Origin of the sequence: Rhodococcus sp. 1R11 (assembly GCF_004563845.1) — a bacterium.
GTDB lineage: Bacteria > Actinomycetota > Actinomycetes > Mycobacteriales > Mycobacteriaceae > Rhodococcoides.
In genome coordinates, this window is sequence record NZ_SPNG01000014.1 from 114,375 (window position 1) to 138,166 (window position 23,792).

Consider the following 23,792-nt stretch of genomic DNA (forward strand, 5'->3'; position numbering starts at 1 on the left):
CGTTGCACAACAGAAGCGACGCAGCGACACGGCTGACATAATCGGCCTGTGCAGCTGTCCGACCGTCGAGAGTCAGTGATGACTGCAAATTGGAGGCCCCGGCGGGGCGTCCAAGTGACGCACTCGGATCTTCCTGATGCGTGGCTCGATGTGCTCGATCGTCTGGTCCACGATCTACGCGTACGCCAGTACGGCGGCGATGTCGAATACATCGACTGGGTAGCCGAATACGAATCGGACAGCGGCATGGTATGGCTCTACAGCGCTGTCACGGTCGTCGGAGGCAGCCGAGGAAGACTTGCCTGCAGTGGGATCGGCGCTTCTGTCGACGATGACGTAGAGCTGGCGCTGCTGTCGATGGCTGACCTTGTTCAGAACGAAGTGGCCGAAGCGGGTACCGCGTGGCCGTGGGGAGACGACGGCGGATTCATGCATGCCGAACTCATCGATGGAGTCGCCATGTGGAAGGACAAGAACTTTCGCGCAACGCGTATAGGGGATCTATCCGAGAAGGACTGATAGAGAACACTATCGGGCCGAGAGCATGGACCTTCAAGCAAATTCATCGGCGACCACCAAGCGTAGAACCGCACGCACCCATGCGTCTGCGGATGCCTCCAGGTCGTGGCCGGTGAGTGCATCGGCAAGGCGATCGAGCGACAGACCCGTCGACTTCATACCTACCGATCTCGAGCGGTCAGCACGCCCGCGAATCGCAACCACGTCAGCCTCCGACACGAACCGCAAGCCACGGTGTGAGAGATCCGCCAGGGTCGACAGACATCCTGCAACAGCATCGACGACGCGATCCTGACTTACCTCGCCCGCCGAGCGGATCAGACTCGACATACCCACACGAGGCGCGAGATCGGGCACGACCACACCGAGATCGCACGCAATCGAGTACGGCGTGATGCAGACCTGCCCTGACCGGACACTCATTCGACCTGCCACCGCCCGCGGACCCGACGACATCGCGTGGAGAACCGCGTCGATAGCACCGGGAGCCTCCGCTCGATGCTCGACCACGATCTGTGCCTGACTCCCCTTACCGTCCGCGACCACCACCGTCAACGTCTGACCTGCCGGAGAGTAGTCGGTGTCGACCACAGCGTCGACGCTCACTATGCCGACCCCGTCCGTCACCAGACGGTTCCGTGCGAACGACGGCCTGCGTTCGGTCAACTGTCGACGCACATCGTCGTAGTCCGAGGAGAGGGCAGGCGAATCAGCCCAAGCGTCGGTCCCGAGGGGAAGGATCGATGTCTTGCCGATACCTCTACGTCCCAATCGAATCGAACGGTTCGCGCGCCGAACAGCCGATTCGGTGACGATGGTCGACGAAGCCAACGCCCCGATAGTCGTCCCCGCAACTCTGCGCCCCGCCACCGCATGACCGGTAAGCAACTCCCCCGGCCACTGATGCCGCATCAGATAAACGGCATTCGTATCGATTTCGGAGAAGTAGACGTCGACACTTACGGCGTCACCAGTGGCCGTTACGCGGGCACCCAAACCGACCAGACGTGAACGTCTGAGCGGAGTTTCGCCCGCAGTCTCGGTTCCCAATGCCATTCCGGCGAGCGCCGAGTCGGTCGCCCCTCCGAGCTGAACTCGCGCGTAGACCTCTGCGATCAACGACGCCACCCAGATCCGGTTGTGACGGGCATTCCTTGCGGCATAGGCTTCGACCTGATCGGCCAGATCCCTACATGCGTCAGCAAGCCACACAGTCGACGATGCCTCGGCCGAACGAGCAGCCCTCACTGCGGATGCATGTTGCACACCCGACGCCCCAGGCAGTCCGTCGACGAGGATAGTTCGGGCAACAACCTTGGCCAGAGCGGAATTAGCCGAATCCTGTATTAGAGCAGCACCACTGACGAACACCTCGTCGCTACCCGATTCGTCAGCCGCTCGTACGGCCCACACCGCAAGGGCGATCGACTCCGGCGCTGCATGCTCGGATGCCGACGAATGAGTGTGACCCACATCGTGGGGTGTCAAGAATCGAACTGTGCAGTGCGGCAACTCGACACGCACAATCGAGTCGGTGCCCTCGGGGCGATGCACTGTCGCCTGATAACCCTCGCCGCGGATGCGCCTGGCCCGCCGCATGGCGGCCGCACCGACGTGCGATTCGACAAGTGTGTCGTCGAATTCCCCTGGTGTCCATTCCGGTCCGCCGACATCGGTACCGAATCTCGCACGATAGGCGAGCACCAGACCGAGGCGATGCCTGCACGCCGAGCTCGCGCCGCAGGAGCATGACGCGTCGGTGAACGGCAACGAAGCCGGGAGCTCGGTCACGACGCCGTCGGCGAACCGGGCGACGATGCGTTCGATTGATGCCGACAAGTCCGGTGGATTCTCCTCGACCATCCGCACTGCTCTTTTGACCAGGCCACGATTGGTGACGAGCACCAGTGCCTCGTCGGTGAGCGCCGCCACGTCCGGTCGGATGGATTCGGCGTTCATCGGATGCACCCGGCGACGAACTCCGCGAGCCCGCCCGGTGTCATCGCCCCCACGTGCACCCCCAGCCGGACTAGACGCTGGGCGATCTCTCGGTCGTAGTCGGGTTCGCCGGACTCGTCGAGTGCTGCCAACGCCAACACTCGCACGCCCTCGTCGGTCAAGCGAGATACGCTGCGCACGAACCGATCCGCTTGACTCTCGTACAGATCGGAGATGATCACCACGATGGTTCGGCGGGGAGTCTCGACCAGCTGCCCCGCATAGTCCACAGCCTTGGCACCATCGTTGCCGCCACCGAGTTGCACTCCCATCAACAATTCCACCGGATCCAGAACCTCCGACGTGAGGTCGACAACGTTGGTGTCGTACGCGATGAGGTGCGTTCGCAGACCAGGGACGTTCCAGAAGCATGCCGCTGTGACGGCGGAATGGACGACAGAATCGATCATCGATCCTGACTGGTCGACCAGCAGTATGAGTGTCCAGGTGTCAGTGTGTCGCCGGGTGCGCGAAGTGAACAGTGGTTTCTCGATCGCGATGGATCGTGTCTCGGGGTTCCAGTGCTTGAGGTTCGCGAGAACCGTTGCAGGAAAATCGAAGTTGCGAGAGTTCCGGAAGGAGGTGCCCTGCCGGCTGCGCGTGCCGTGGAAGGTCTTGCGGACGTCGACGGACAGCTTCTCGATCAGCTCTTTCACAACCGTGTCGACAGCCTTCTTGGCCAGCGCGAGAACCCGCGGGTCCATCAGATGCTTTGTTCGCAATACCGCACGCAGGAGTGTCACGCTCGGTTCGATTCGCTCGAGAGCCTCGGGATCGGTGACCACCTCGGTGATCTCGTATTTCTCGACTGCGTCTCTTTCGAGGCGGTGAACTGTCTCACGCGGAAACAAGCGGTTGATGTCGTCGAGCCAATCCACTGCGCTCACCACCGTTGTCCCGACTCCGCTCGGCCGTCCGCGACGGTCGCGGTGCAGTGCCCTACCCTCGCCTTTTTGCCCCTTCGCCAGAGCACCGCCTGCTCGAGCGCGTGAACCACCCGAGCGCACGCCCTGGGCGGCACGGGCCGCGTCGCGGCCATACAGCCATTCCAGCGCGGAATCCTGTTCTGCCGCAATACCTGTAGGGTCACCGAGTGCACCGGAGCTGGCGTCACCCAAGATCAATCGCCATCGCTCGGAGTTCATTGCAATCCAATGTTCGCGAGCGCACGATCGACTCGCTCGTCCAGTAGCTCGCCGGACAGTCCCGAGGCCGTAATGGACGGGCCGGCAGGCGCTGGTGCCACGCGTCGAGCGATGACATCGCGTTCACGCGGAGGAAAGAACTCGAAGGACTGCCTCAGGGCAGGCAGTGCAGTCAGAAAATCATGCTCGGTCATCCGTCCTACGACGGCGTCGACGGCCGTCAACACTGCGTCACCGGAACCGGCATCGAGAAAACGTTCACGCGCGACGCCGAAGAGACCGGACAGCCAGTCGCCGAGCCGATCCGAGGGTATGGACCGCACGGCAGCCGCCGCATCTTCCGGCGTGGTTCGAGTCCACGACGCGCCCAGAGCCGATCCCCTCATATCCACTGCGGCACCGCTGTCACGCGCCAGCAGATCCAATTCTGTAGACGGGTCGGCGCGCAAGAGGTGCCCTGCGTACTGCATGGCATCGGCGATGGCCGCGACAGCCGCGATTCGACGGAGATCTGCGCCCCCTGTTGCTCGGACTCGCCGGGCGAGCGTAAGCACCTTGGGCGACGCGGCTGCCACCACTTCTCCGAGCAGCGCCGAACCCCGACTCCCGAACAGCGAATCGTGTCGCCACAGATCGAGGGCAGTGCGCAGAAGTAGCCCGGTATCGGCGAGATCGATTGCGGTGTCCAACGATTGGATCGCCGCCGATGCTGACGTATCAGATACGTCGTCGAGTCCGCTCAAGACTGCGTCGAACAGAATCCGCGCGACGGCAGCCATGTCTTTGCCCGCTGACCGCAACGCGGAGACGAGCGCTGCACCCGCCGCGTCCACTAGCGTGTGCCCGTACGCGGCGGCCTCGACGAGTGCCGGAACTCGGCCGCCGTGGTCGTTGATCACCCACTCGTCGATCGACCGCACCTCGGAGACACCGCTCGGTCCGGCAGAGCGATCGAAGCCAGGAATGCCGAGTAGTCGTAGCTGATGCAGCACGCGACTTCTCGAACGCTCGCGTTCGTCAGTGAGATCCAGAGACAAAGTCCCGGTAATCAACTCGAACTCTTCGAGCAGCATGTCGACCTGATGGACCAGCCCAGGCGCCGGGGCGTCAGGATGCAGTTCCCCCCGCCGTTCTCCCCTCAACGTTCGGATGCACACCTCGATCACCGGGTCAGCTTCGACACCGAGTGGTTCACCCGCACGCGTCCACGGCAGCGGCGAGGGAATGGCCTCGTCGACGAGTGTGCTCGCGGCACCGTCCAGTACGTCACGACGCGTGGGCACCGAGTGACCTCGCATCGCCGCCAGCGCATGGACCTGCGTTCGGAATCCGGCGAAGTCGGTGGTGGAAACCCGGTGCCCGCGGGCCCGCAGGTTCAGCACGACGGCCTCGATCGCGGTGTCCGACGCATGAGCCTGATCTTCCCAAAGCTGCTGGTACCACCACGGTCCCTCGAGTTCGAGGCGACGGTAGGAGTACGGGATCAGATAGCTTCCGACGTCGAGGGCGGAATCCGGAATCGGAACGGTCGGCCAGCTGTCATCGGCCGGTGGTCCCGTCTCGAGCTCCGACATGATCCCGGCACGGTGGAATCCGCCGCAGACGACGACGACCGAACCACCCTGCTCACGAGCTGCTTTCACCCAGGATGCCATGTACTTCTCGCGTTCGGAGACGTCGAAACCATCACCGCGGATCAGGATGAAGTAGCTGTCGAGGATATCTCGCATCTCTTCGGTCGTCAGCGCGCCTGCCCGGGCTTCCACGACGTGGTCCCACATCGCATCGATGGTGTCGAGGCCCATCTGCTCGACTGCATCCACAGCGGCTGGGCTGTATTCGGTAGGCCCAGAATCGAAGTCGGGATGCCACGACGGAAGGTCGATGAACCGAACTGACGCACCCGTTCCAGTGGCCGCTTGCATCGCTACCCACTCCGGCGAGAACTCGGTGTAGGCATTCCAGGCCACCTGGGTGTGTGTACCCCTGCGGGCGTGTGAGAACAGCGCGATCGGAAGTCGATGTCCGAGCGTCAACTCGCCGAGGCGGTCTGTGTAATCGACCGGACCTTCGATCAAAACGTGGGCCGGCCGCAATCGTTCGATGGTGTCGGCTACCACGCGCGCGCAGGCAGGACTGTGATGCCGCACGCCGATGACGGCCACCTCGTCGCCATCGTGACGTTCCACCACTAGCTCAGACGTGCGTGAGCTTCGCGCAGCTCGCGCCACGCTTCGCTCGATCGGTAGGACGATCGCTGCTCGATGTAACGACGCAACCTCGCTGTGTCCTCGGCGTTGTCTTTCGCCGCGGTGCCGGCCAGGGACTCCGCGAGATCGGTGAACGTGCCTGCATCACCGCGCATGTACCAGCCGCGAATTCCGGTGGCATGCGCGAGCGAGACCGCCTCAGCCGTGCTCATCACAGACGACAACCGCTCGACGGGAGCACCGGCTTCGGTGAATCCCGATCGCAGGTCACGGAACAGCGTCACGAGAAGTTCCGCGACCGCCGGATCTTGATCGATCCCCACCCCGGACGCGCGCAACAGCGCCGCCGACTCCGCCCGCACCAGCGCGAGCTCGGTGTCGAAATCTGCAATCGGATGTACCGTCTCGAAATTGAAGCGACGTTTGAGCGCGGCGCTCATTTCGTTCACTCCTCGGTCGCGGGTATTTGCCGTCGCGATGACGTTGAATCCCTCACGCGCGTAGACCATCGCGTCCGTTCCGGTGAGTTCTGGCACCGCGAGAACACGTTCGGACAACAGCGACAGCAGGGTGTCCTGCACTTCGAGTGGGCATCGGGTGATCTCCTCGAAACGCACGATCCGACCCTCGGACATGCCACGCAGCATGGGTGCCGGAACCATCGATCGCGGGGAAGGGCCCTCGGCTACCAACAGCGCGTAGTTCCACGAGTACCTGATCTGATCCTCGGTGGTTGCAGCGCCTCCCTGGATGGTGAGCGTGGAATCTCCACTGACCGCAGCCGCAATGAGTTCGGACAGCATCGATTTCGCAGTACCTGGTTCACCGACCAACATCAATCCGCGTGTGGTCGCCAAGGTGACGAGCGAGCGCTCGACGAGTGACGGGTTACCGACATACTTGGCGACGATTCCGCGGTGGGCGTCGCCCATCACGAAGCTGCGGGCCGCCTGCAGACTCAATTTCCACCCGGGTGGCCGCGGACCGCAGTCCTCGTCGGCGAGTCGCTCGAGCTCGTCTGCATACCGCTCCTCGGCAGGTGGCCGCTGTACTCCCGTCGTCACGACGCGAACCCATCCAGATCGGCGATGAGTTCCGAGACGGTCGCACGGTCGACGTCGTTCAAGGTCCCTCCTCGCAAGCTCACCGCGACGAGCTTCTGGTCCGGGTATCCGTTGTAGGGATCACCCGTCCCCATCCCCGGTTCGAGTCCCAGCAGCACCGAGACGTCGTCGCTCAGTTGGTAGAGCAAGCCCTGACCCCAGGACACGGGGTTCTCCCACACCGGTTCCCATCCACGGTAGGTCAACCGGAGGGCCTGGCTCGGGGTCGCAGTCACCCCCGTGAACCTGGCCAGGCCACTGCCGTCGATGTCGCCTGGCAGCGGGTCGTGGACCGGTCGGCCCAACTGTGGGAACGGCTGCAGTATTTCGTAATCGGCGAATATGTTCGACCACGTCCCGACCGTGTCGGGTATGTGTGCCGGATGAACCAGACCTATCCGGCCGTCGGGAAGCTCGAGGGCATAGTCGTCGACGTCTGCGAGGGTGCTGTCTTCCGCGACCCGGAACACCACTGCAGGTTTGTTGTTGTCGTCGAACGACGCCCACAGGAGACGACGAGCTACGTGGATCAAAAGCGGATGTCCCAGCACGTATTGGGTGAACTCGTCGGCGGTCCAACGGCGTCCGATCACCATCGACCGATTGAGGCGCTTGATCTGTTCGGTTGCAACAGCTTTGGCTTCGCGCTTGAGCGCGGCGAAGCGTGTCTTGGCTTCCTCCGCGAGGATGGCATCGTCTCGGGTGGTGGCTTGGGCAGGCTCGTCGTCTTCTTGCCATTCTCGTCGAGCACGTATGGAACAAGTGCTTCGGTGAAGCCGACCGTGAAGGATCGCTCGCCGTAGTCGAACATCATGGTTCCCGACGACGACAAATCGAGAGTGGGGACGATGCGGTCCGCCAACTGCTCACGATCGAGACCGAGGCTTTCTGCGACCTCGGCGACCCGCTGCTGCGCGCCGACCTTGAGGGACTTGAATTTCATCTTCCGTGAGATGTGGTCCAATTCGGTTAGGGCCCGGGTCGAGCCGTGCGCAGCCAGAGCGTCCAGCCCCAGTTGCGCTCGGGCAGTGCCGTTCTCGCCTGGCCAACGCCGGATGAGCGGGGCCAGTTTTCCGATTGTCGAGTCGTTGCCCAGCCACCCGAGTGCGAGGATCACCCAATTGCCTTTCGAGGGCGCACCTGCTCCCCACCATCGCTGAAAGAGCTCCCACGCTGCGTCGGCGAGTGACCCGCGATCGCAGTACGAGGTCACCGTCTCGAGCCCTGCGTACGGTGCATCGATTGTGCTTACCGCGCACATCGTCAAGATATGCGCCGTGGCGGAATCAGGCAGAGCAGCGGACCTGTCCGCGGTCAGTATCGGCGGCAGCGACGGCGCGTCGGCCCAGGCCGGTGTCTTCGGAATGCGCTTCGGTAGTACTTCCAGCGGATCGAGATCGACGATGGTCGCAATCGCTGCCGATACGTCGTCTCCGTAGTTGTGTGCTCCGGCCAGCACTGTGTCTCGTGAGGTGGCGCGCGCGAGTCCGCGTAATGCTGCTGCAGCGTGATCTTTCTGCGCCCCAGCTTTTCCCACCGCGTCGGGGATCAACAGCGTTGCTGCGTCCGCCGCATGCCGGACGAGCCATGCCAAAGCGGGCTTGCGCAAGTTCTTCCGGGTGGCGAACATCGTCGCGTGCACGCGCGCGACATCGAGGTCGACGTACGGCATCAGATAGGGTGCCGCTGCACCGGGGTGAGCTCGTGTGAAGCGGAGCATGAGCGGTAAGGCGTCGAGTTCGTAACGCGCAACGACACGCAGCGGATCCTTGAGAGTTGTTCCCTCCCAATCAGTCAAGAACGGTCGGGCAATCTCGTCCGGCGCGATGAGGAAAATGATCCAGGCGTACCGGCCCCCTGCACCTGTCGGTGACGGGTCTGGAATGTACTGCTTGTAACTGTCCCATGTCGTATAGGAGTAATCTCCCGGCCTGTTCTTGATGGCCTCGAGTTCGCCTGGCAGCCAAGCCATTTTGTGAAGATCAGGGACTTCGAGCCCTGTGATGGCGGTCGCGTCGGGCATCTTCTTGCGCGTCGACCACGGCGGACTGACGAGGATCGACGGAAGGTCGGTCGCCATCGGTAACAAGGTTGTCAGTTCTGCGATCCTGCGTTGCGCTCTCTCCGGCAACGTGGAGGCGATCTCGCGCGCCAACTCCGGATCCCGCCGTACGTGGCGATCGAACAATCCCGAATCAGCCAATACCAGAACACGGAACGCTCGACGCGGATAGTTCTGCATCGCCCGAAGGACGATTGGCTGCCCGTTCTTCATCCCTCCACGGCGGACCAGAGCCTCGAACGCATCGTCGGTGGGGATAGCCGAAAGGGCGTGCAGTATTCGCAGAAGCCAGGACTCGTCGTGCGCGTTTCCGTACGGATTCGGCGTGTCGAAAGCGTCCAGCAACACAGGCAGTATCGGCGGGCCGATACCGTCCACCACCGCTGCTGTCATCGCATCGTCGAGCAGCCACCGCCGGTGCCCGTAGGCGTCATCGCTTCGATGAAGCTGTTCTGGCGTGTTCGCCGAGACCATCAGCTGCGTGCTCCAGTGGTAGGACTGAGGACGCACCACCATGATCAACTCCTCGGACCACTCCAGCTCGGTCGGGAAAATGAACGTAGCGGTCAGCTTTCGTACGGTGTTGCCTCGCAGCGTCGATGCCACGCTTCGGGCCGCCGCGTAGTCCTCGTCCGACGCCACCGCGATCAACCCGCGCATGCGCTCGAGCATGTACTCGCGCGGAGAATAGGTCAGTTGCTCGTCGTACCCATCCACCTGCGCGAAACGTTCTCGCGTCGTGTACTTCGGCATTTCGAACACCGCGTCCGGCGCGGCATGACCGTGGGAAACGACGCTGATTACGGCACCTTCCGGGAGGTCCGCAACCAGCACCCTTTCGCTCACGAAACGCATGTCGGACAACTCCAGAAGCGCCTCGACCGCGAAGACCAAGCCGTGCCTGGCCACCCAGCCGTCGATGATCGAGACAACTCGCAATTCGTCGCGACTTACGAATCGGTTCAGGAGAAAATACAGAGCGGCGGCACCAAGGGCCGAGACGTCGCCTGCCTGGTACTTCCTGGCGGCGATCGTCAATTCGTCGGGGTTGGTGTCGTTGACGAGGTACCAGGACGCGTACTGGAGGCTGAGTTCGTCGGTCTCGATCTTCGCTAGTTCGACGCCTGCGTCAGGATCGACCGGCGCGACGCTGGCGGGATAACCCCCGCGTCGGGGATATTTCATCGGTAGCCACGTCAGCGGCGGCACGGACTTCGACTCGGACTCGGACGTACTGTGGCTCACGCATCTCCTCGAGGTCCCGCACTGCTTGGCGACGTGCCGAGAATGATAGCGGGCAGAACGATCGCCCACCGGTGATCTCGTACCGCGTGGTCTGGCAGCGAAGTGTGGGCGGCGAAAGCAAAACCGACCGGACGGCATGCGGAACGATATTCTGCCTTGCGCACCGCATCGGTCCGCGGGAGAGTGACGGTCGTGAACGACACACCCGCGTCCGGCCCCCCACCGCGTTTTCGCGGCGTGCCCATCAACGAAATCCCGGCCGTAGTGCCCCTGAGGTTGATTCTGGCCGAAACGGAGAGGATCGGTGCGTGGCTCAGCGGTGCACGGGTCTACAGCACATGCATGACCTTCTCGGTCGAAGCCTGTGTCCGAGAATCTGATCGCTTGCTGGGTATGTACGGGTTCGGTAGACCAGAGTCGAATCACACTCCGCCGATGCTCGTCGGTTTCGAGGATGTCGACGGAACCGTCTCCACAAACCTACCCGGCAGGCGAACGGGGTTGAGCCCCAGCGGCGGTGGAGGAAACCGCCTGCACAGTCGAGCCGGCCTCATTCTGGAGCCCGTTCCGCCCGCCGGTCCCTTGCATGTGTATTTCGCTTGGCCGCACTTCGGGATCGCCGAAACACGTCATAGTGTGGACGCGAGCGAATTTGTCTCGGCGACATCCGAAGTGAGAAAGCTGTGGGACGAGGCCGATCCGGATACGGGCACCCAGTTCGACCCCGACGACAGGACTACACCCGAGATCGAGATTCCACCTGGCGGATGGTTCGAGGCGGCCCTCGAACGCCAGAAGCCACCTCCACGCGACCCCAATGCGCCGCGTCGTATCAATTACGCGATCAGAGGTGATGATTAGGCGGTGCATGGTCGCTCCGACCGGCTGCGAGCTGGCAGGATCAACAGCGTGATCGAATCCATTTTCGTCGAGCACCTGCGGTTCTGCTCCGAGTCGAGCGGGCGGTTCAACCGGCTTCCGCACCGTGAATTGGCCTCCTTTCGACGCACATCCCAGCAGTCCGATTGAGGTGCCGACATCGACGCGCGAATATCGACCAACGATGTGCTTATAGGTGGCAAACAGCGGAATGCGTATTTTATTGGTGTCCGCCGCCCTGCGTGCTGCGTTACCAGCCGACACAGAGGTGTTGCCGTCCTCGATAACTCCCCCGCTTCAGTTCCGACCTTTGGGAGCGAAACCAGTGCGCAGGCTTTAGTAGCGCTGAGGGCGAAGAGGGGATGACCTGACGCTATCGGTGAACATCGGTGGGTACGAGCTCCCGATCAAGTTTCCCCGCTTGTGAATCGACCACGACCTGAACGGGGTGAGGTAGTGTCGCGATCATGACACTGCAGAAAGGCGCATGAGCGCCCCGTGGTCTGAGCGCAGACTCTTGCGCCCACGATGTATTCGTTTCGCTGCCGGTCGGCTGTGGGTTATCGACGAAACCCAGCCTGTCGCAGCGCTTCTCGAACCGACATCCGGACAGATCGATCGGATCGTGTCCTGGCCGGAGATACCCTCACCATCACCTGCACTGACGCTTGCCTCCCACGCAGACCGTGTCTGGCTGCAGTACCGCGGAACCGATGTTCTGGCTTGCGTGACCGTGGACGGGGTACATCACGCCGAGAATCTCGAGGGCACACATCTGCTGACAGCGGGATCGTCCGGAGCATGGTGTTTTCGACCCACACGCACGCGTGACGACGTCGCTCGCACCGCGGACGAGCCGCCGCTCCCCCGCCCGCAATCGCGACCACCTCTGCTCCTGGCTCACCCGGGCGGAGGCACGTCTCCGATCGACGTCGACGGGGTTCTAGTCGCAGCCAACTTCGACGAACAGTCGGTCCACCTCGGCGTCGAGCACACCCCATGGTCGCGCACCTATCGCGGAACCCCCACCCCGGCAGAATACGTTCTCCAACAATCCAAGTCGTGGATCCATCTACCGCTGGACGCGAGCGCGACCCGCATCGAACTCGACGACTACCCTCGATCGCAGGCCGACGGCGCGTGGCACACCACCGAGTACGCGGACATTACCTACAACGAGCTGCACCGCCGCAAGCGCGCGATCGGCGACGGCGTCCGATGGCACTGGGGCGTGACAGGCAGGCACGGCGGTGTTCTTATCGCGAAGGCATTCCGTGCCGGTTCCTCGACGCCCGTGTGTGAGATCGAACTGCCGGAAATCCGGGCCTATGAAGGCACCGCATACGGTGACCAACTCTGGCTCCTTGTCAAATCTGTGGACGGTGCGAGCCGCCACCTTGTTCGGCTCTCGATCGACACAGCAGAGTCCGAACTCGACACAGCCATAGACGATCTGGACATCACGGGCTACTGCCGCCCCGTCGCTCCCGAGCCGCCTGATCATGCGTCGTACGTCCGCTACTGCATTCGTCGACTCGACGGGCGGCGGTTCTCGAAGAGAATGCACGACGTCCGCGCCGAGTTCATCGGCGACTGGCCGCACGGCCGCTTGCACATCAGTTTCACCCACGATGACTACGAGGGGCTCACTGTGGTGACTCGACTCAACCTGTACGACGAACAGGGTCGACGTCTCGAAGATATAACTTGTTATGCCCCTACCGAATTGATGGAGCAGGCAGACACCCGCGCGTACCCGGATCGGTCGCGCGCCGTCGGAGGGGTGTTGTACGTATGACGCATTGGGTCGAAGTGCTGCTGAAGATCGTCGACGGTCCGCAGCGGCCGGTCATGGGTATCGCCCGCGCAATTCACGCCGACATCGGTCCTAGAGACGTCTACGACGGGCACTACGGCATCGTTCCGTCGTACGTGGGTTTCGGGCTCGGCGAAGTCCGTCTCTTCCGTTTCGGTCGACAGACACGCATGGAGTCTCTGGAAGGGAAACCGCTGTTCATCGCCGACGGCCATAAGTGTTGGATGTTCGAAGCCGGTCACGATGATCCGATCGAAACCAACGAGCTCAACACCCGGATACCCGACCCGGGCCGAGAACTGATCGTCTCCCGCCCGGTCGAACACTGGGCGCGACCGGGCCTCACCAGACCTACACGTCCTATCGAAGAGGTCGAATTCATCGGACGGCGTTGCTGGAAGGTGGAACTGCAAACCGGCAGCAAGGGCTCGCCGATGGTTCTGACGATCGACACCGAGACCGGGGCCGTGTTGAAGCAGGAGTCCGAGGAGGGCAGTGCGGAATACATCGATTGTGCCCTGCCGGAGGAATTTTCGGACTCGACGTTCGTGTGGAGCGGCCCGGCCAGAATGGCTTGTAACGTGTTCGCCGAGGATCGGGCGCGTGAGGTGGAACGATCGAGAAACAACATGCAATGGTTCCACGACAACGTCAGCGCGCAGCGGATACGAGCACACGTCTTGGTCGACTTCACCCCGACCGAGGTGCGCCGAGATCCCGAACATCCTGACAGCTTCGAAGCCGATATCGAGAAAGGTGCCGGCCGACTGTGGCGACGCGCGCGATCCAGCGAGGACTGGCTCCTCCCCATAAATTGGTCGGGCAGGAACTACCCGACACCTATCCGAGCATGGTCAACAAAAGATTTCGACTGGGCGTGCGCAATCGATTTGGGACCCGGCAGTTTGACCGATGCGACAGTGGCGCAACTCCAACACGCGCTCCACCCAGGCCAAGACATGGTTGGCATACCCCCACTGAATCCGCACCTAGCTGAGCAATACGACCAATCTTGATATGCCGGGCTACCGGTAGAGGTCTGCATATTGCGGCAGCACAACAGTTTTCGTGTTACTCAAGTCTCGACGCCGGATCAATCCGACGGGTCCTGACGCCGCGCAGATGCCGTTGGGGTGAGCGCGCGACGTTGTTATTCGATGGCTTGTTGATGGACTGTTTGAGAGGGTGCGCGAATGAGTGCGGTCAACTGGTTACTGGCGGGCCCGCGTGGTCGTCGGTTGCTCCTCGAGTATGCGCTGCTCGCGGAAGAGGATTCGGCCGTCGATGTCGAGCATTCGTTCCGCTCTGCGGTGTTCCTGGCGTCCTACCGCCTTGACGTCGACCAAGGTGCCGGAGTGGTGATGTTCGGGCCCGGTGCTGAGGAAGCGCGGCAGACCGTGGTGACAGCGGAGGATGTGGCGGATCGCCTGTCTCGGGTGCCGCTCCCGGAAGTGACAGCCGGCGTGCTGCGTTCGGTCCTTGCTGCAGCGGTAGATCACGCGATGTACTGGCAGTCACCGAACGGTGAGGACGTTCTCGCCGCCACCGCATCGCTGCGGGGTGAGCTGGAACGGATAGCCGAACACGTCGCCTCGACGCCGCACGCACAGTGGTGGTCGACGGGTCTCGCGGCTGCTGATCAGTGGATCGTGTGGTGGGACAACGCATACGCGCAATTCCGGGATGACCCGGCGGCCACACTGACCACCGCAGAGACGTTGCACGACTACGGTGCTCGCACGGCGAAAGAAGAAGTGCGAGCGGCGACCGTGCGGCCGGCGGACCCGGCCGCGGGCTTTTCCGGAGAGTGGTGGTCGGTTCCTCCGACACGGAGCTCGACTCGCTCGTTGTTCGATGGCACCCCGGCGGAGCTGTGGTTCGTCGAGGACGGCATGGGATGGAAGCGGGCGGTCTCGCTTCGCATGCGCGTTCCCAGCGGTCTTCGCGCGTACGAGATCGACGGCCCGCAGGCGTGGGCGCAGCTATGCAGAGAGTTCCCTGTCGAGGTCTCCGCGCAGAAGCGGCACGACTGGTACCGCGCTACCGGGCGGGCCGGGCGATGGGTCGTTCCCGACTGGCCACGAGTGGCGGAACAGTACGACGGTATTCACCTCACCGTCCGCGGCTATCTCTCCGCAGCCGGGACGGCCATCACCGTGGACGACGCCACAGCGAGTGTCATCGCTGGATGGGCACCCGACGAAACCTATTGGCTCACCGACACCGCAGCCGACGGCGACAAAGCCCAGGTGTGGGTGTGCGACACCGACGGGGAACACCCCGAGTGGACCGCACACAGAGCTCGCTGACGCGGTCTGCACACCGGTAAACGCCAATCCGGTAGTTGTCGCCGGCGTTCACCCAACACTCGAAGAATCCCGATCTCGAAGACGGAGATAAGCATCGAGCCGAGCCGCGCCGACAAGAAGGTCACGGCCCCTCGCGCTCAGCCGCGCCTGCCACGCGTCGAGAAAGGAACGCAACTCGTCGACACCTCCGGCACCGCGCAACGATTCAAGGAAGTGCGCGACTTCACTCAGTCGGTGGCCGCCGCGCCGGAGTTGCCGCGCGATCTCGACGTCCCGGACGGCGTCAGCGGCGTATTCGCGGTAGCCGGTGGTCGGGGCGCGTGTGGGTTGTACGACTCCTTCCGCTTCCCAGGCCCGCAGCGTCGCCGGGTGCAGATCGAGGCGTCGTGCGAGTTCACCCACCGTCAGCGGGCGTCCGTCGATCGGCCGCGGTGCCATCGTCGACAGGCTCCTCAGGGCGGCGGCCGTCTCGCCGTAGGTGCCACGTTCGGAGTGGAGAGCGGCATGGTCGGCGTCGATCGTTCGGTATGCGACGTCGTCGTCACGGGTGTTGACTGCGCGCATGATTTCGACCGCCGGCCTGTACCCGTGTCCGCGGCGCAGTGCCACGAACGCGTCGAGCGCCGCAGCGTGCATGAGCGTGTAACACCGGTAGCCGGAGTCACTTCGGACCGCGAGAGGTAGGACGCCTACCTCTTCGTAGTTGCGTACCGCCTGTGTGGACAGTCCGTGTCGGCGGGCCAGATCGGTGGGTCTCACAATGCCTCGATTGAGGGTTAACGGGTATTAAGCCGGTGGCATGATGCCGAAGTCTCAATGGAATGCTCAACGATACCGTCGAACATATGCCTGCAGAACTGCACAACATCGCCCGAGAACTCGGCGAAGACCTTGGCCGCGTGGTCGACGCTTTCCTGACCGGGCGTCCGGCCGTCCTCCTGGGCCTCGGTGAGCCGACACACGGAATTCTTGCCTTCACGAGCCTGCGCAACGAGCTGCTCGTCCATCTCGTCGCTCGCGAATTCCGGTCGGTGGCGCTCGAGACCGATATCTTCGCCGCGTCCATCGTCGACGATTACGTGGCCGGTGGAACAGCGGGCCTCGACGAGGTGTTGTCGGCCGGTTTCAGTCACGGGTTCGGCGCAGTTCCCGGTAACCGTGAACTGCTCGAATGGCTGCGTGGTCATAACGCAGCGTGCGCGCCGGAGGACCGGGTCCGATTTCATGGCTTCGACGCGCCCGTCGAGTACTCGGGAGCACCGAGCCCCGGACCGTCCCTGAAGTTCGTATTGGAAGCCCTGGCCCCCGAAGAGGTGTTGCCTCCCCACATAGGGGACCTCGACGAACTCCTCGGTGACGACGCCGACTGGACCGATCCGAACGCGATGTACGACGCCGTCGCGTCGATCGGCGGATCCAACAGAGCCCAGGTTCTCGGCTCGATCGCGGAAGGACTGGCCGCCGCTGCACCACTGGACGCGCCGTGGGAGGTGTCTGCGCACGCGCGCGCTGCGCAGGGTTTGCTTCGCTATCACGCGGCCATGGCGAGTACCGCCCCCCGATCGCATCGGGCAACTACTCGGCATACGCGCCGAAATGATGGCCGACAATCTCCGCGACATCGTCACGCGTGAACGCGGTCGCGGGCCGACCCTGGTGTTCGCGCACAACTCGCACCTGCGCCGCGGCGACTCGGCGTTACCGGGCGAGGCGAGCTGGGCTGCAGCCGGTGCGCTCGTGGCCCACGACCTCGGCGATGAATACGTATTCATCGCGACCGACGCCAACCCGTCGGCACCCGTCGGCACACTGCAGGCCATGTTGGCCGATGCCACAGACCGACGCGCGTTGTTCCCGGCGGACGCACTACGCAGCGCACTGCCCGAGTCCGTTACCGCGGGTACGCCGATCGCTCCGGGCCACCTGCCACTTTCTCCCGCAGACCTATCCGGAACCGACGCGATCCTGTTTATCGCCGACACCGATGGGCACCGACACCAATACTGGTGATCCGTCCAAAACGTATATCGAACGTTCAACCACCGACATCATCCCGTGGTGAACGCAAACGCCAGCTGGCAAGAGAGCTTATCGACAGAGCGCTGCCAGCGGATCTTGACGAAACACAAACCGGAGCCAACGATCTAGTCCAAGTTTCAGCTCGACACGGACCCCTATCTACTCCGTAGCTACTTGACTACGAACAAGCTGAATCAAGTGGCTTCGTCCACTCAGGTGCATTCGCTCAAGACACGCAGATCGCCGGACACCAGTGGATCCACCTGGACACCGTCTCAGCGCCAAGTTCGACCGTGTAAGCATTGAGTAGTGACACTCCCGCGGCACGCACACAAAAAAGACGGCTTCGGATTTCTCCGAAACCGCCTCTGAACTGCATCTACGTGTCGGGCTGACAGGATTTGAACCTGCGACCACTTGACCCCCAGTCAAGTGCGCTACCAAGCTGCGCCACAGCCCGCCGCGCCTCGAAAGGCGCTTGCTGAGATTACCCCAGCCCTACCCCTGAGAGGAAATCGCCTGCTCAGGGGCGGGTCGGGACTACATCAGCGGTTGTTGCCCTTGCCCGGCCGTTCCCGCTTCTCGCGGATACGGACCGAGACGCGCACGGGGCTGCCGTCGAAGTTGAACTCTTCACGCAGACGCCGCTCGATGAATCGGCGGTAGCCGGCCTCGAGGAAGCCGGTGGTGAAGAGCACGAACGTCGGCGGCCGGGTGCTGGCCTGCGTCGCGAACATGATGCGGGGCAGGCGTCCGCCACGCATCGGCGGCGGGGTGGCTGCCACGACCTCTTTGAGCCACGTGTTGAGGCGTCCGGTGGGGACACGCTTGTCCCACGACTCGAGAGCAGTCTCCAGAGCGGGCACGAGCTTCTGCACGGCACGGCCGGTGTGCGCCGAGATGTTCACTCGCTGCGCCCACGGCACGCGCGCGAGATCGCGGTCGATTTCCTTCTCGAGCTGCTGACGACGATCGTCGTCCACCAGATCCCACTTGTTGAACGCCAACACCAGCGCACGGCCGGCATCGGAGACCATGCTGAGCACGCGCAGATCCTGCTCCGAGATCACCTGCGAGGCATCGAGAAGCAGAATCGCGACCTCGGCTGCTTCGATCGCAGACTTCGTCCGCAACGACGCATAGAACTCGGCACCGCTGGCATGACTGACGCGCTTGCGCAGTCCTGCCGTATCGACGAATCGCCATGTCTTGCCGCCCAATTCGACCAAGGAGTCGACCGGGTCGACGGTGGTGCCGGCAACATCGTGCACCACCGAACGCTCGTCACCCGAGAGCTTGTTGATCAGCGACGACTTGCCGACGTTCGGCTTACCGACCAGAGCGACACGCCTCGGTCCCCCACCGGGGATACCTTCGCGCGGAGTCTCCGGCAGGGCCTCGAGCACACGGTCGAGCAGATCACCGGTACCGCGGCCGTGGGTGGCGGACACCGACAACGGCTCCCCCAGACCCAGAGACCACAGTGCGGCGACCTCGGACTCGGTGCGACCGTCGTCGACCTTGTTGGCCACCAACAGAACCGGAGTCTTCGACCGGCGCAGCACTCGTGCCACTGCCTCGTCCGTCGTCGTCGAACCAACGCGGGCATCGACGACCAACAGGATCGCGTCGGCGGTGTTCATCGCCAGTTCGGCCTGGCGCGCAACGGACTGTTGCAGCCCTTTGGCGTCGGGCTCCCAACCGCCGGTGTCCTGCACCAGGAAGCGTCGACCACTCCAGTTCGCCTCGTACGACACGCGGTCGCGAGTGACGCCCGGGACGTCCTCGACCACTGCTTCGCGGCGGCCGATGATGCGGTTGACGAGCGTCGACTTGCCGACGTTCGGTCGGCCCACCACGGCGAGAGTCGGTACGGCAACGGCATCTTCACCGTCTTCGCCCTCGTTGAGGTCGACGTACTCCCACTCGCCCTCGTCGCTCCACGTTCCGTCGCCCGCGGTTTCCGCTGCGCCGGAGAAGAATTCTTCACTCACTGGACTGCTCCACTTCTGTCGTTCACCACGAGCAGCAAACGCTCGATCACGCCGTCGAGATCCAGCTCGCTGGTATCGACGATCACCGAATCCTCGGCGGGACGAAGCGGTGACACTGCCCTCGTCGAATCTGCGTGATCGCGGCGCTGCACATCCGCGAGCACGGATTCGTAGTCGTCGTCGCGACCCTGCTCGATGTTCTGTTTGTTGCGACGCTCCGCACGCGCCTCCGGTGAGGCCGTCAGGAACACCTTCACGTCGGCGTCGGGAAGTACGACGGTGCCGATGTCCCTGCCCTCCACCACAATTCGCGTCGACGAGCTGGCGAGGTCGCGCTGCATCTGCACCAACAGCTCGCGCACCGCAGGCACCGCGGACACAGCCGAGACGGCTTTGGTCACTGCGGTGCCGCGGATTTCGCCACTGACGTCCTCTCCGTCGAGCAAGACGGTCTCGGACAGAGGATCCTTACCGATCTCGAGGGGAAGGGCAGCAACAGCTTTCGCGACTGCGTCTGCATCGGTGGGCTCGACGCCCGAACGCAGCACCCATACCGTTGCGACGCGGTACATCGCACCGGTGTCGAGGTAGCTTGCTTCCAGTGCCGACGCGAGCCGGCGCGATACAGACGACTTACCGGTACCCGACGGCCCGTCCATCGCCACGACGAGCGCACTCATCACAGGCCCACGGATTCGTAGAGCTTGCCGATCTCGCCGCGGCCGAGAACACGCAGTGTTCCGGGACGCTGATCGCCGAGCACGATGTTGCCGACGTCGGTACGCACGAGGCGTCCCACCGGGAATCCGACCTTGTCGAACAACCGACGCACGATGTGCTTGCGGCCCTCGTGCAACGTCACCTTGACGAGCGATTTGCCGTCCGAGATATCGAGCAGCTGGAAGCCGTCGACCTTCACCGGGCCGTCGTCGAGAGTGACGCCTTCGCGCAACTGCTTGCCGAGCGTGCGGGGAATCGTGCCGAACAGCGTCGCGAGATATGTCTTGGACACCTCGTACGACGGGTGCATCAGCCGGTGAGCAAGGTCACCGTCGTTGGTGAACAACAACAGTCCCTCGGTGTCGGCATCGAGCCGACCGACGTGGAACAGTCGCTGGCCCGCCTGCACGCGCTCGGCGACGATGTCGCCGACGCACGGACGACCCAGATCGTCCGACATGGTGCACTGCCATCCGCGCGGCTTGTTCATCGCGAGATGAACCAGTTCTTCCTTCACGACGACACGAGTGCCGTCGACGCGAACGACGGCGATGTTCGGATCGATGCGGATGCCCTGCTCGGTGACGATGCGTCCGTCCACCTCGACGCGACCGTCGGCGATCAGCTCTTCCGCGGCCCGACGCGACGCGACACCGGCCTGCGCGAGCACCTTTTGCAACCGAACACCCTCACCGGCAGGCACGTGCTTGCGCGGGGACGAATCGGTGTACTGATGCTTCGCCGGCTTGGCGTTGCTGATGGTGGTTGCCGGAGCCTGCTTCTTCTGCGGCTTCGGCGGCTTGGGGCGCGACGGCTTCTTGCGGGGCACCGCGTCGTTGCTGCGATCGTTGATGCCCGTCTCGACGGGCTTGTTCTCGAACGATTCCCCCTGCTCGACGCCTCTGCGCGGGGCCGGTCGGCCACTGGTGCGGGGAGCGCCTGCGCGTGGTCCCCCGGTGCGAGGGGCGCCGTTTCGGGGTGCACCAGCGCGGGGAGCGCCGTCCCGGGGTGCGGCGTCGCGAGTGCGATCTCCGCGGCGTGCGTCACGCGGGGTGTCCGACCGACCTGCGGTGGGCTTCCTGCGTGGGTCTTGTCTCTTGTTACGGTCCGGTGTGCCATCACGGCGAGCGGGCTTGTTCACTTGTCTTACCTATCAGTCGTCCGAGTCGAGCTCGGCTGCCGGATCGGGTTTCGATCCGCGGTTCTTGGTGGAGCGGGTCGTTCTGGGGTCGGTGTCCATGCTGTCACTGATCTCGTCGATCAGGTCCACTCCCGGCAACAGCGGTGCCAGTTCGGGTAGATCACCGAGCGATGCGAGCCCGAGCCGTTCGAGGAACAGCTCGGTGGTGCAGTACATCGTGCCGTTGGTCTCCGGGTCCGTTCCTGCTTCGGAGATCAGTCCACGGGCGAGCAACGTACGCATCACTCCATCGACATTGACTCCACGTACGGCGCTGACTCGTGCGCGGGTCAACGGTTGACGATAGGCGATCACGGCCAGGGTTTCCAATGCTGCACGTGTGAGCTTGGACCGAGCGCCGTCGAGAAGCAGCCGTTCGACGTACGGCGCATAGGCGGTTCGGGTGTAGAAACGCCACCCGTCGCCGGCGTACCGGAGGTCGATTCCGCTGCGGCGTTCGGTCAGTTCCGCGGCCATCCGGTTCAGGGCGGCGCGTACGCGGGCCACCGACGAGCCCACAGCCGATGCCAGTTGTTCGTCGGAGGCGGGAGTATCGACGATGAGCAGAACCGCCTCGAGTGCCGACGCGAGCGTGTTGTCGTCGAGTTCGCCTGACTCGTCGACATCCTCGAGCTCGAGTTCCGGGTCGGCATTCATGCGTAGTCCTCTTCCGTGACCACGATGGGTCCTTCGTCCTTGCCGGTCCAGCTCACTCGAAGATCGCCGAGTGGTTCGGGTTGCTCGAAGGCGATCACTTGTTGCCGGAACAGTTCCAGCAACGCGAGGAAGCGCGCGATTATTTCGACCTGCACTTCGCAGTCCTGCACCAGCTCCGAGAACGATGCCCACTCGTTGAGTCCCCGGCCCTGCAGGTTCTCGAGCAACCACTCTGCCTGCTCGGGGATCGAGACCGCATGCTGATGAATGTGGTCCAGACCCACTTGCGGGATCGGCTTGGGCCGAAACGCTGCGGCTGCGATGTCTGCGAACCTGGCCGGGTCGACCCCCAGCAACACCTCGGGAATCAGATCGGCGAATCGATCTTCCACCGACACCGAGCGCGGATAACGCCGCAGCGCAGCGGCTTCCAGCTCACCGAATAGCAGCGCGACCTGCTTGTAAGCGCGGTACTGCAGCAACCGGGCGAACAGGAGATCGCGCACCTCGAGCAACGCGAGATCCTCGGCGTCCTCCACATCACCCGACGGCAGCAGACGAGCCGCCTTCAGATCGAGCAACGTCGCGGCGACGACGAGAAACTCGGTTGTCTGATCGAGTCCGACATCGGCACCGAGCGATTTGGTGAACGAGATGAAATCGTCGGTGACCGTGTGCAGAGCCACCTCGGTGACATCCATGCGGTGCTGACTGATCAGCGACAGCAGCAGATCGAACGGGCCCTCGAAGTTGAGCAACCGAACCCGAAATTTCGACGGATCCGCGTCGGCGGGAACCTCGATCGGGGCCTCGTCGGCAGCGTCGACCGTCACGGACCCGACCGGTAGATCACCTCGCGCGCAAGAGCGCGGTACGCCTGCGCGCCGCCGGATTTGGGAGCCCAGGTGGTGATCGGCTCACCGGCAACGCTGGTCTCGGGGAACCGGACCGTGCGAGTGATCACGGTGTCGTAGACGACGTCGCCGAACACCTCGACCACCCGCGTCATCACCTCGCGCGAGTGCAGCGTGCGGGCGTCGAACATAGTCACAACGATGCCCGCCAGCTTCAGTCGCGGGTTCAGCCGATCGCGCACCTTCTCGACGGTGTCGTTGAGGAGAGCAAGGCCGCGAAGACTGAAGTACTCGCACTCCATCGGAATGAGGACTTCGTCGGCACAGGTCAGCGCATTGACCGTCAGCAGGCCGAGCGAGGGCTGGCAGTCGATGAGCACGTAGTCGTAGCGGTCGAGAATGGGGTGCAGTACCCGTCCGAGCGTCTGCTCACGACCCACCTCGGTCACCAGCTGGATCTCGGCGGCCGACAGGTCGATGTTGCTCGGCATCAGATCGAGATTGTCGACGCGAGTCCGCATGATGATGTCGTCGGCCGACACCTTCGCCTCCACGAGGAGGTTGTAGACGGTCAGATCGAGTTCGTGATGTGCGACGCCCAATCCCGCGGACAGTGCGCCCTGCGGGTCGAGGTCGACGAGCAGCACGCGACGGCCGTAACCGGCCAGCGAGGCACCGAGATTGATGGTCGACGTCGTCTTGCCGACGCCGCCCTTCTGGTTGCACATCGCGATGATTTTGGCCGGGCCGTGACTGGCCAGCGGCTGCGGATCGGGAACCGGCCTTGTCTTGCGACCGGTGGGCCCGAGCTCGTTCGGAGCAGGAATGATGTCGCGTGTCTCCCGACTGTATTCCGGTTGACGTGTATGGAAAAGAGCGCCATCGCTGTGCGGATGAGACGGATGCGTTTCGCCGGTATCGGGGGTGACGGCGGGGTGCACGCCCCACGACGGTTCCGAGGCTGACTCCGCCGCTGGCGGCTGCGGTGTCGACACGTTCCAGCGCTCCCCTGTCCCGTTCGTCTTCGAGTAGTTCACGCAAACGCTACCGCTTGACGCGACGGCATTGTCATCGGACACGCT

Annotated in this window: 18 protein-coding genes, 1 tRNA gene and 1 pseudogene; 6 read left to right on the plus strand and 14 right to left on the minus strand. The window is 63.5% G+C overall.

Annotated features, from left to right (window positions below):
• Positions 1 to 114: 114 nt before the first annotated feature.
• Positions 115 to 519 carry a hypothetical protein gene (locus tag E4P29_RS21965; protein ID WP_245154447.1) on the plus strand — a complete coding sequence of 135 codons (405 nt, stop codon included), beginning with the start codon at positions 115 to 117 and terminating at the stop codon, positions 517 to 519.
• Positions 520 to 552: 33 nt separating this feature from the next.
• Here the strand turns inward: E4P29_RS21965 and E4P29_RS21970 are convergent, their stop codons facing one another.
• Genes E4P29_RS21970 through E4P29_RS26470 form a run of 6 tightly spaced genes read right to left on the minus strand, consistent with a single transcriptional unit; the run spans position 553 to position 10,282 of the window.
• Positions 553 to 2,478 carry a hypothetical protein gene (locus tag E4P29_RS21970; protein ID WP_135047205.1) on the minus strand — a complete coding sequence of 642 codons (1,926 nt, stop codon included), beginning with the start codon at positions 2,476 to 2,478 and terminating at the stop codon, positions 553 to 555.
• Entirely contained in the window at positions 2,475 to 3,662 is a 1,188-nt protein-coding gene (locus tag E4P29_RS21975; protein WP_135047206.1) for a VWA domain-containing protein, read from the minus strand. Before E4P29_RS21975 ends, E4P29_RS21970 begins: the two co-directional genes overlap by 4 nt.
• Positions 3,659 to 5,851, minus strand: a complete 2,193-nt coding sequence (locus tag E4P29_RS21980) for a DUF5682 family protein (protein ID WP_135047207.1) — start codon at positions 5,849 to 5,851, stop codon at positions 3,659 to 3,661. The genes E4P29_RS21975 and E4P29_RS21980 overlap by 4 nt, the downstream gene beginning before the upstream one ends.
• 2 nt (positions 5,852 to 5,853) lie before the next feature.
• Entirely contained in the window at positions 5,854 to 6,936 is a 1,083-nt protein-coding gene (locus tag E4P29_RS21985) for an AAA family ATPase (protein ID WP_032387376.1), read from the minus strand.
• Positions 6,933 to 7,664 (minus strand): DUF4132 domain-containing protein, encoded by a 732-nt coding sequence (locus E4P29_RS21990; protein WP_245154454.1) that lies wholly within the window; start codon positions 7,662 to 7,664, stop codon positions 6,933 to 6,935. The genes E4P29_RS21985 and E4P29_RS21990 overlap by 4 nt, the downstream gene beginning before the upstream one ends.
• The gene (locus tag E4P29_RS26470) at positions 7,565 to 10,282 is read right to left on the minus strand and encodes a hypothetical protein (RefSeq protein WP_245154448.1); all 2,718 of its coding nucleotides are present in this window, start codon (positions 10,280 to 10,282) and stop codon (positions 7,565 to 7,567) included. The genes E4P29_RS21990 and E4P29_RS26470 overlap by 100 nt, the downstream gene beginning before the upstream one ends.
• Positions 10,283 to 10,474: 192 nt before the next feature.
• On the opposite strand from E4P29_RS26470, the gene E4P29_RS21995 reads away from it, so the two are divergent.
• The 4 genes from E4P29_RS21995 (at position 10,475) to E4P29_RS22010 (ending at position 15,286) form a co-directional block, all read left to right on the plus strand.
• Positions 10,475 to 11,143, plus strand: coding sequence for a hypothetical protein (locus E4P29_RS21995; protein WP_135047209.1), 669 nt, complete (start codon positions 10,475 to 10,477; stop codon positions 11,141 to 11,143).
• Between the two features lie 745 nt (positions 11,144 to 11,888).
• Positions 11,889 to 12,959, plus strand: a complete 1,071-nt coding sequence (locus E4P29_RS22000; protein ID WP_135047210.1) for a hypothetical protein — start codon at positions 11,889 to 11,891, stop codon at positions 12,957 to 12,959.
• 134 nt (positions 12,960 to 13,093) lie between these two features.
• Complete coding sequence (locus E4P29_RS22005) at positions 13,094 to 13,993, plus strand: hypothetical protein (protein ID WP_167735578.1); 900 nt, start codon at positions 13,094 to 13,096, stop codon at positions 13,991 to 13,993.
• Positions 13,994 to 14,170: 177 nt separating this feature from the next.
• Positions 14,171 to 15,286, plus strand: coding sequence for a hypothetical protein (locus E4P29_RS22010; RefSeq protein WP_135047212.1), 1,116 nt, complete (start codon positions 14,171 to 14,173; stop codon positions 15,284 to 15,286).
• Between the two features lie 48 nt (positions 15,287 to 15,334).
• Here E4P29_RS22010 and E4P29_RS22015 read toward each other — a convergent pair whose 3' ends face one another.
• Positions 15,335 to 16,045 (minus strand): MerR family transcriptional regulator, encoded by a 711-nt coding sequence (locus tag E4P29_RS22015; RefSeq protein ID WP_135047213.1) that lies wholly within the window; start codon positions 16,043 to 16,045, stop codon positions 15,335 to 15,337.
• An 86-nt stretch (positions 16,046 to 16,131) separates the two neighbouring features.
• Here E4P29_RS22015 and E4P29_RS22020 point away from each other — a divergent pair.
• Positions 16,132 to 17,296: pseudogene (locus E4P29_RS22020) on the plus strand (erythromycin esterase family protein).
• 395 nt (positions 17,297 to 17,691) lie between these two features.
• Here the strand turns inward: E4P29_RS22020 and E4P29_RS22025 are convergent.
• The 7 genes from E4P29_RS22025 to E4P29_RS22055 all read right to left on the minus strand — a co-directional run bounded on the left by E4P29_RS22025 (position 17,692) and on the right by E4P29_RS22055 (position 23,705).
• Positions 17,692 to 17,765, minus strand: a tRNA-Pro gene (locus E4P29_RS22025).
• Positions 17,766 to 17,850: 85 nt separating this feature from the next.
• Positions 17,851 to 19,299 carry a ribosome biogenesis GTPase Der gene (gene der, locus E4P29_RS22030; protein ID WP_027497207.1) on the minus strand — a complete coding sequence of 483 codons (1,449 nt, stop codon included), beginning with the start codon at positions 19,297 to 19,299 and terminating at the stop codon, positions 17,851 to 17,853.
• The gene (gene cmk, locus E4P29_RS22035; RefSeq protein WP_135047214.1) at positions 19,296 to 19,979 is read right to left on the minus strand and encodes a (d)CMP kinase; all 684 of its coding nucleotides are present in this window, start codon (positions 19,977 to 19,979) and stop codon (positions 19,296 to 19,298) included. Before cmk ends, der begins: the two co-directional genes overlap by 4 nt.
• Positions 19,979 to 21,160 carry a pseudouridine synthase gene (locus E4P29_RS22040; protein ID WP_135047215.1) on the minus strand — a complete coding sequence of 394 codons (1,182 nt, stop codon included), beginning with the start codon at positions 21,158 to 21,160 and terminating at the stop codon, positions 19,979 to 19,981. Before E4P29_RS22040 ends, cmk begins: the two co-directional genes overlap by 1 nt.
• 12 nt (positions 21,161 to 21,172) lie before the next feature.
• Positions 21,173 to 21,856 (minus strand): SMC-Scp complex subunit ScpB, encoded by a 684-nt coding sequence (gene scpB / locus E4P29_RS22045; RefSeq protein ID WP_057474926.1) that lies wholly within the window; start codon positions 21,854 to 21,856, stop codon positions 21,173 to 21,175.
• Entirely contained in the window at positions 21,853 to 22,689 is an 837-nt protein-coding gene (locus E4P29_RS22050; protein ID WP_032384282.1) for a segregation/condensation protein A, read from the minus strand. Before E4P29_RS22050 ends, scpB begins: the two co-directional genes overlap by 4 nt.
• Positions 22,686 to 23,705: a ParA family protein gene (locus E4P29_RS22055; protein ID WP_245154449.1), complete on the minus strand. Its 1,020-nt coding sequence runs from the start codon at positions 23,703 to 23,705 to the stop codon at positions 22,686 to 22,688. Before E4P29_RS22055 ends, E4P29_RS22050 begins: the two co-directional genes overlap by 4 nt.
• Positions 23,706 to 23,792 lie beyond the last annotated feature (87 nt).

Excerpts from the sequence above, each read along its gene's own strand:
- E4P29_RS21970 (WP_135047205.1), bottom strand. The coding sequence starts at position 2,478 with ATGAACGCCGAATCCATCCGACCGGACGTGGCGGCGCTCACCGACGAG.
- E4P29_RS21975 (WP_135047206.1), bottom strand. The coding sequence starts at position 3,662 with ATGAACTCCGAGCGATGGCGATTGATCTTGGGTGACGCCAGCTCCGGT.
- E4P29_RS22010 (WP_135047212.1), top strand. The coding sequence starts at position 14,171 with ATGAGTGCGGTCAACTGGTTACTGGCGGGCCCGCGTGGTCGTCGGTTG.
- cmk (WP_135047214.1), bottom strand. The coding sequence starts at position 19,979 with ATGAGTGCGCTCGTCGTGGCGATGGACGGGCCGTCGGGTACCGGTAAG.
- scpB (WP_057474926.1), bottom strand. The coding sequence starts at position 21,856 with ATGAATGCCGACCCGGAACTCGAGCTCGAGGATGTCGACGAGTCAGGC.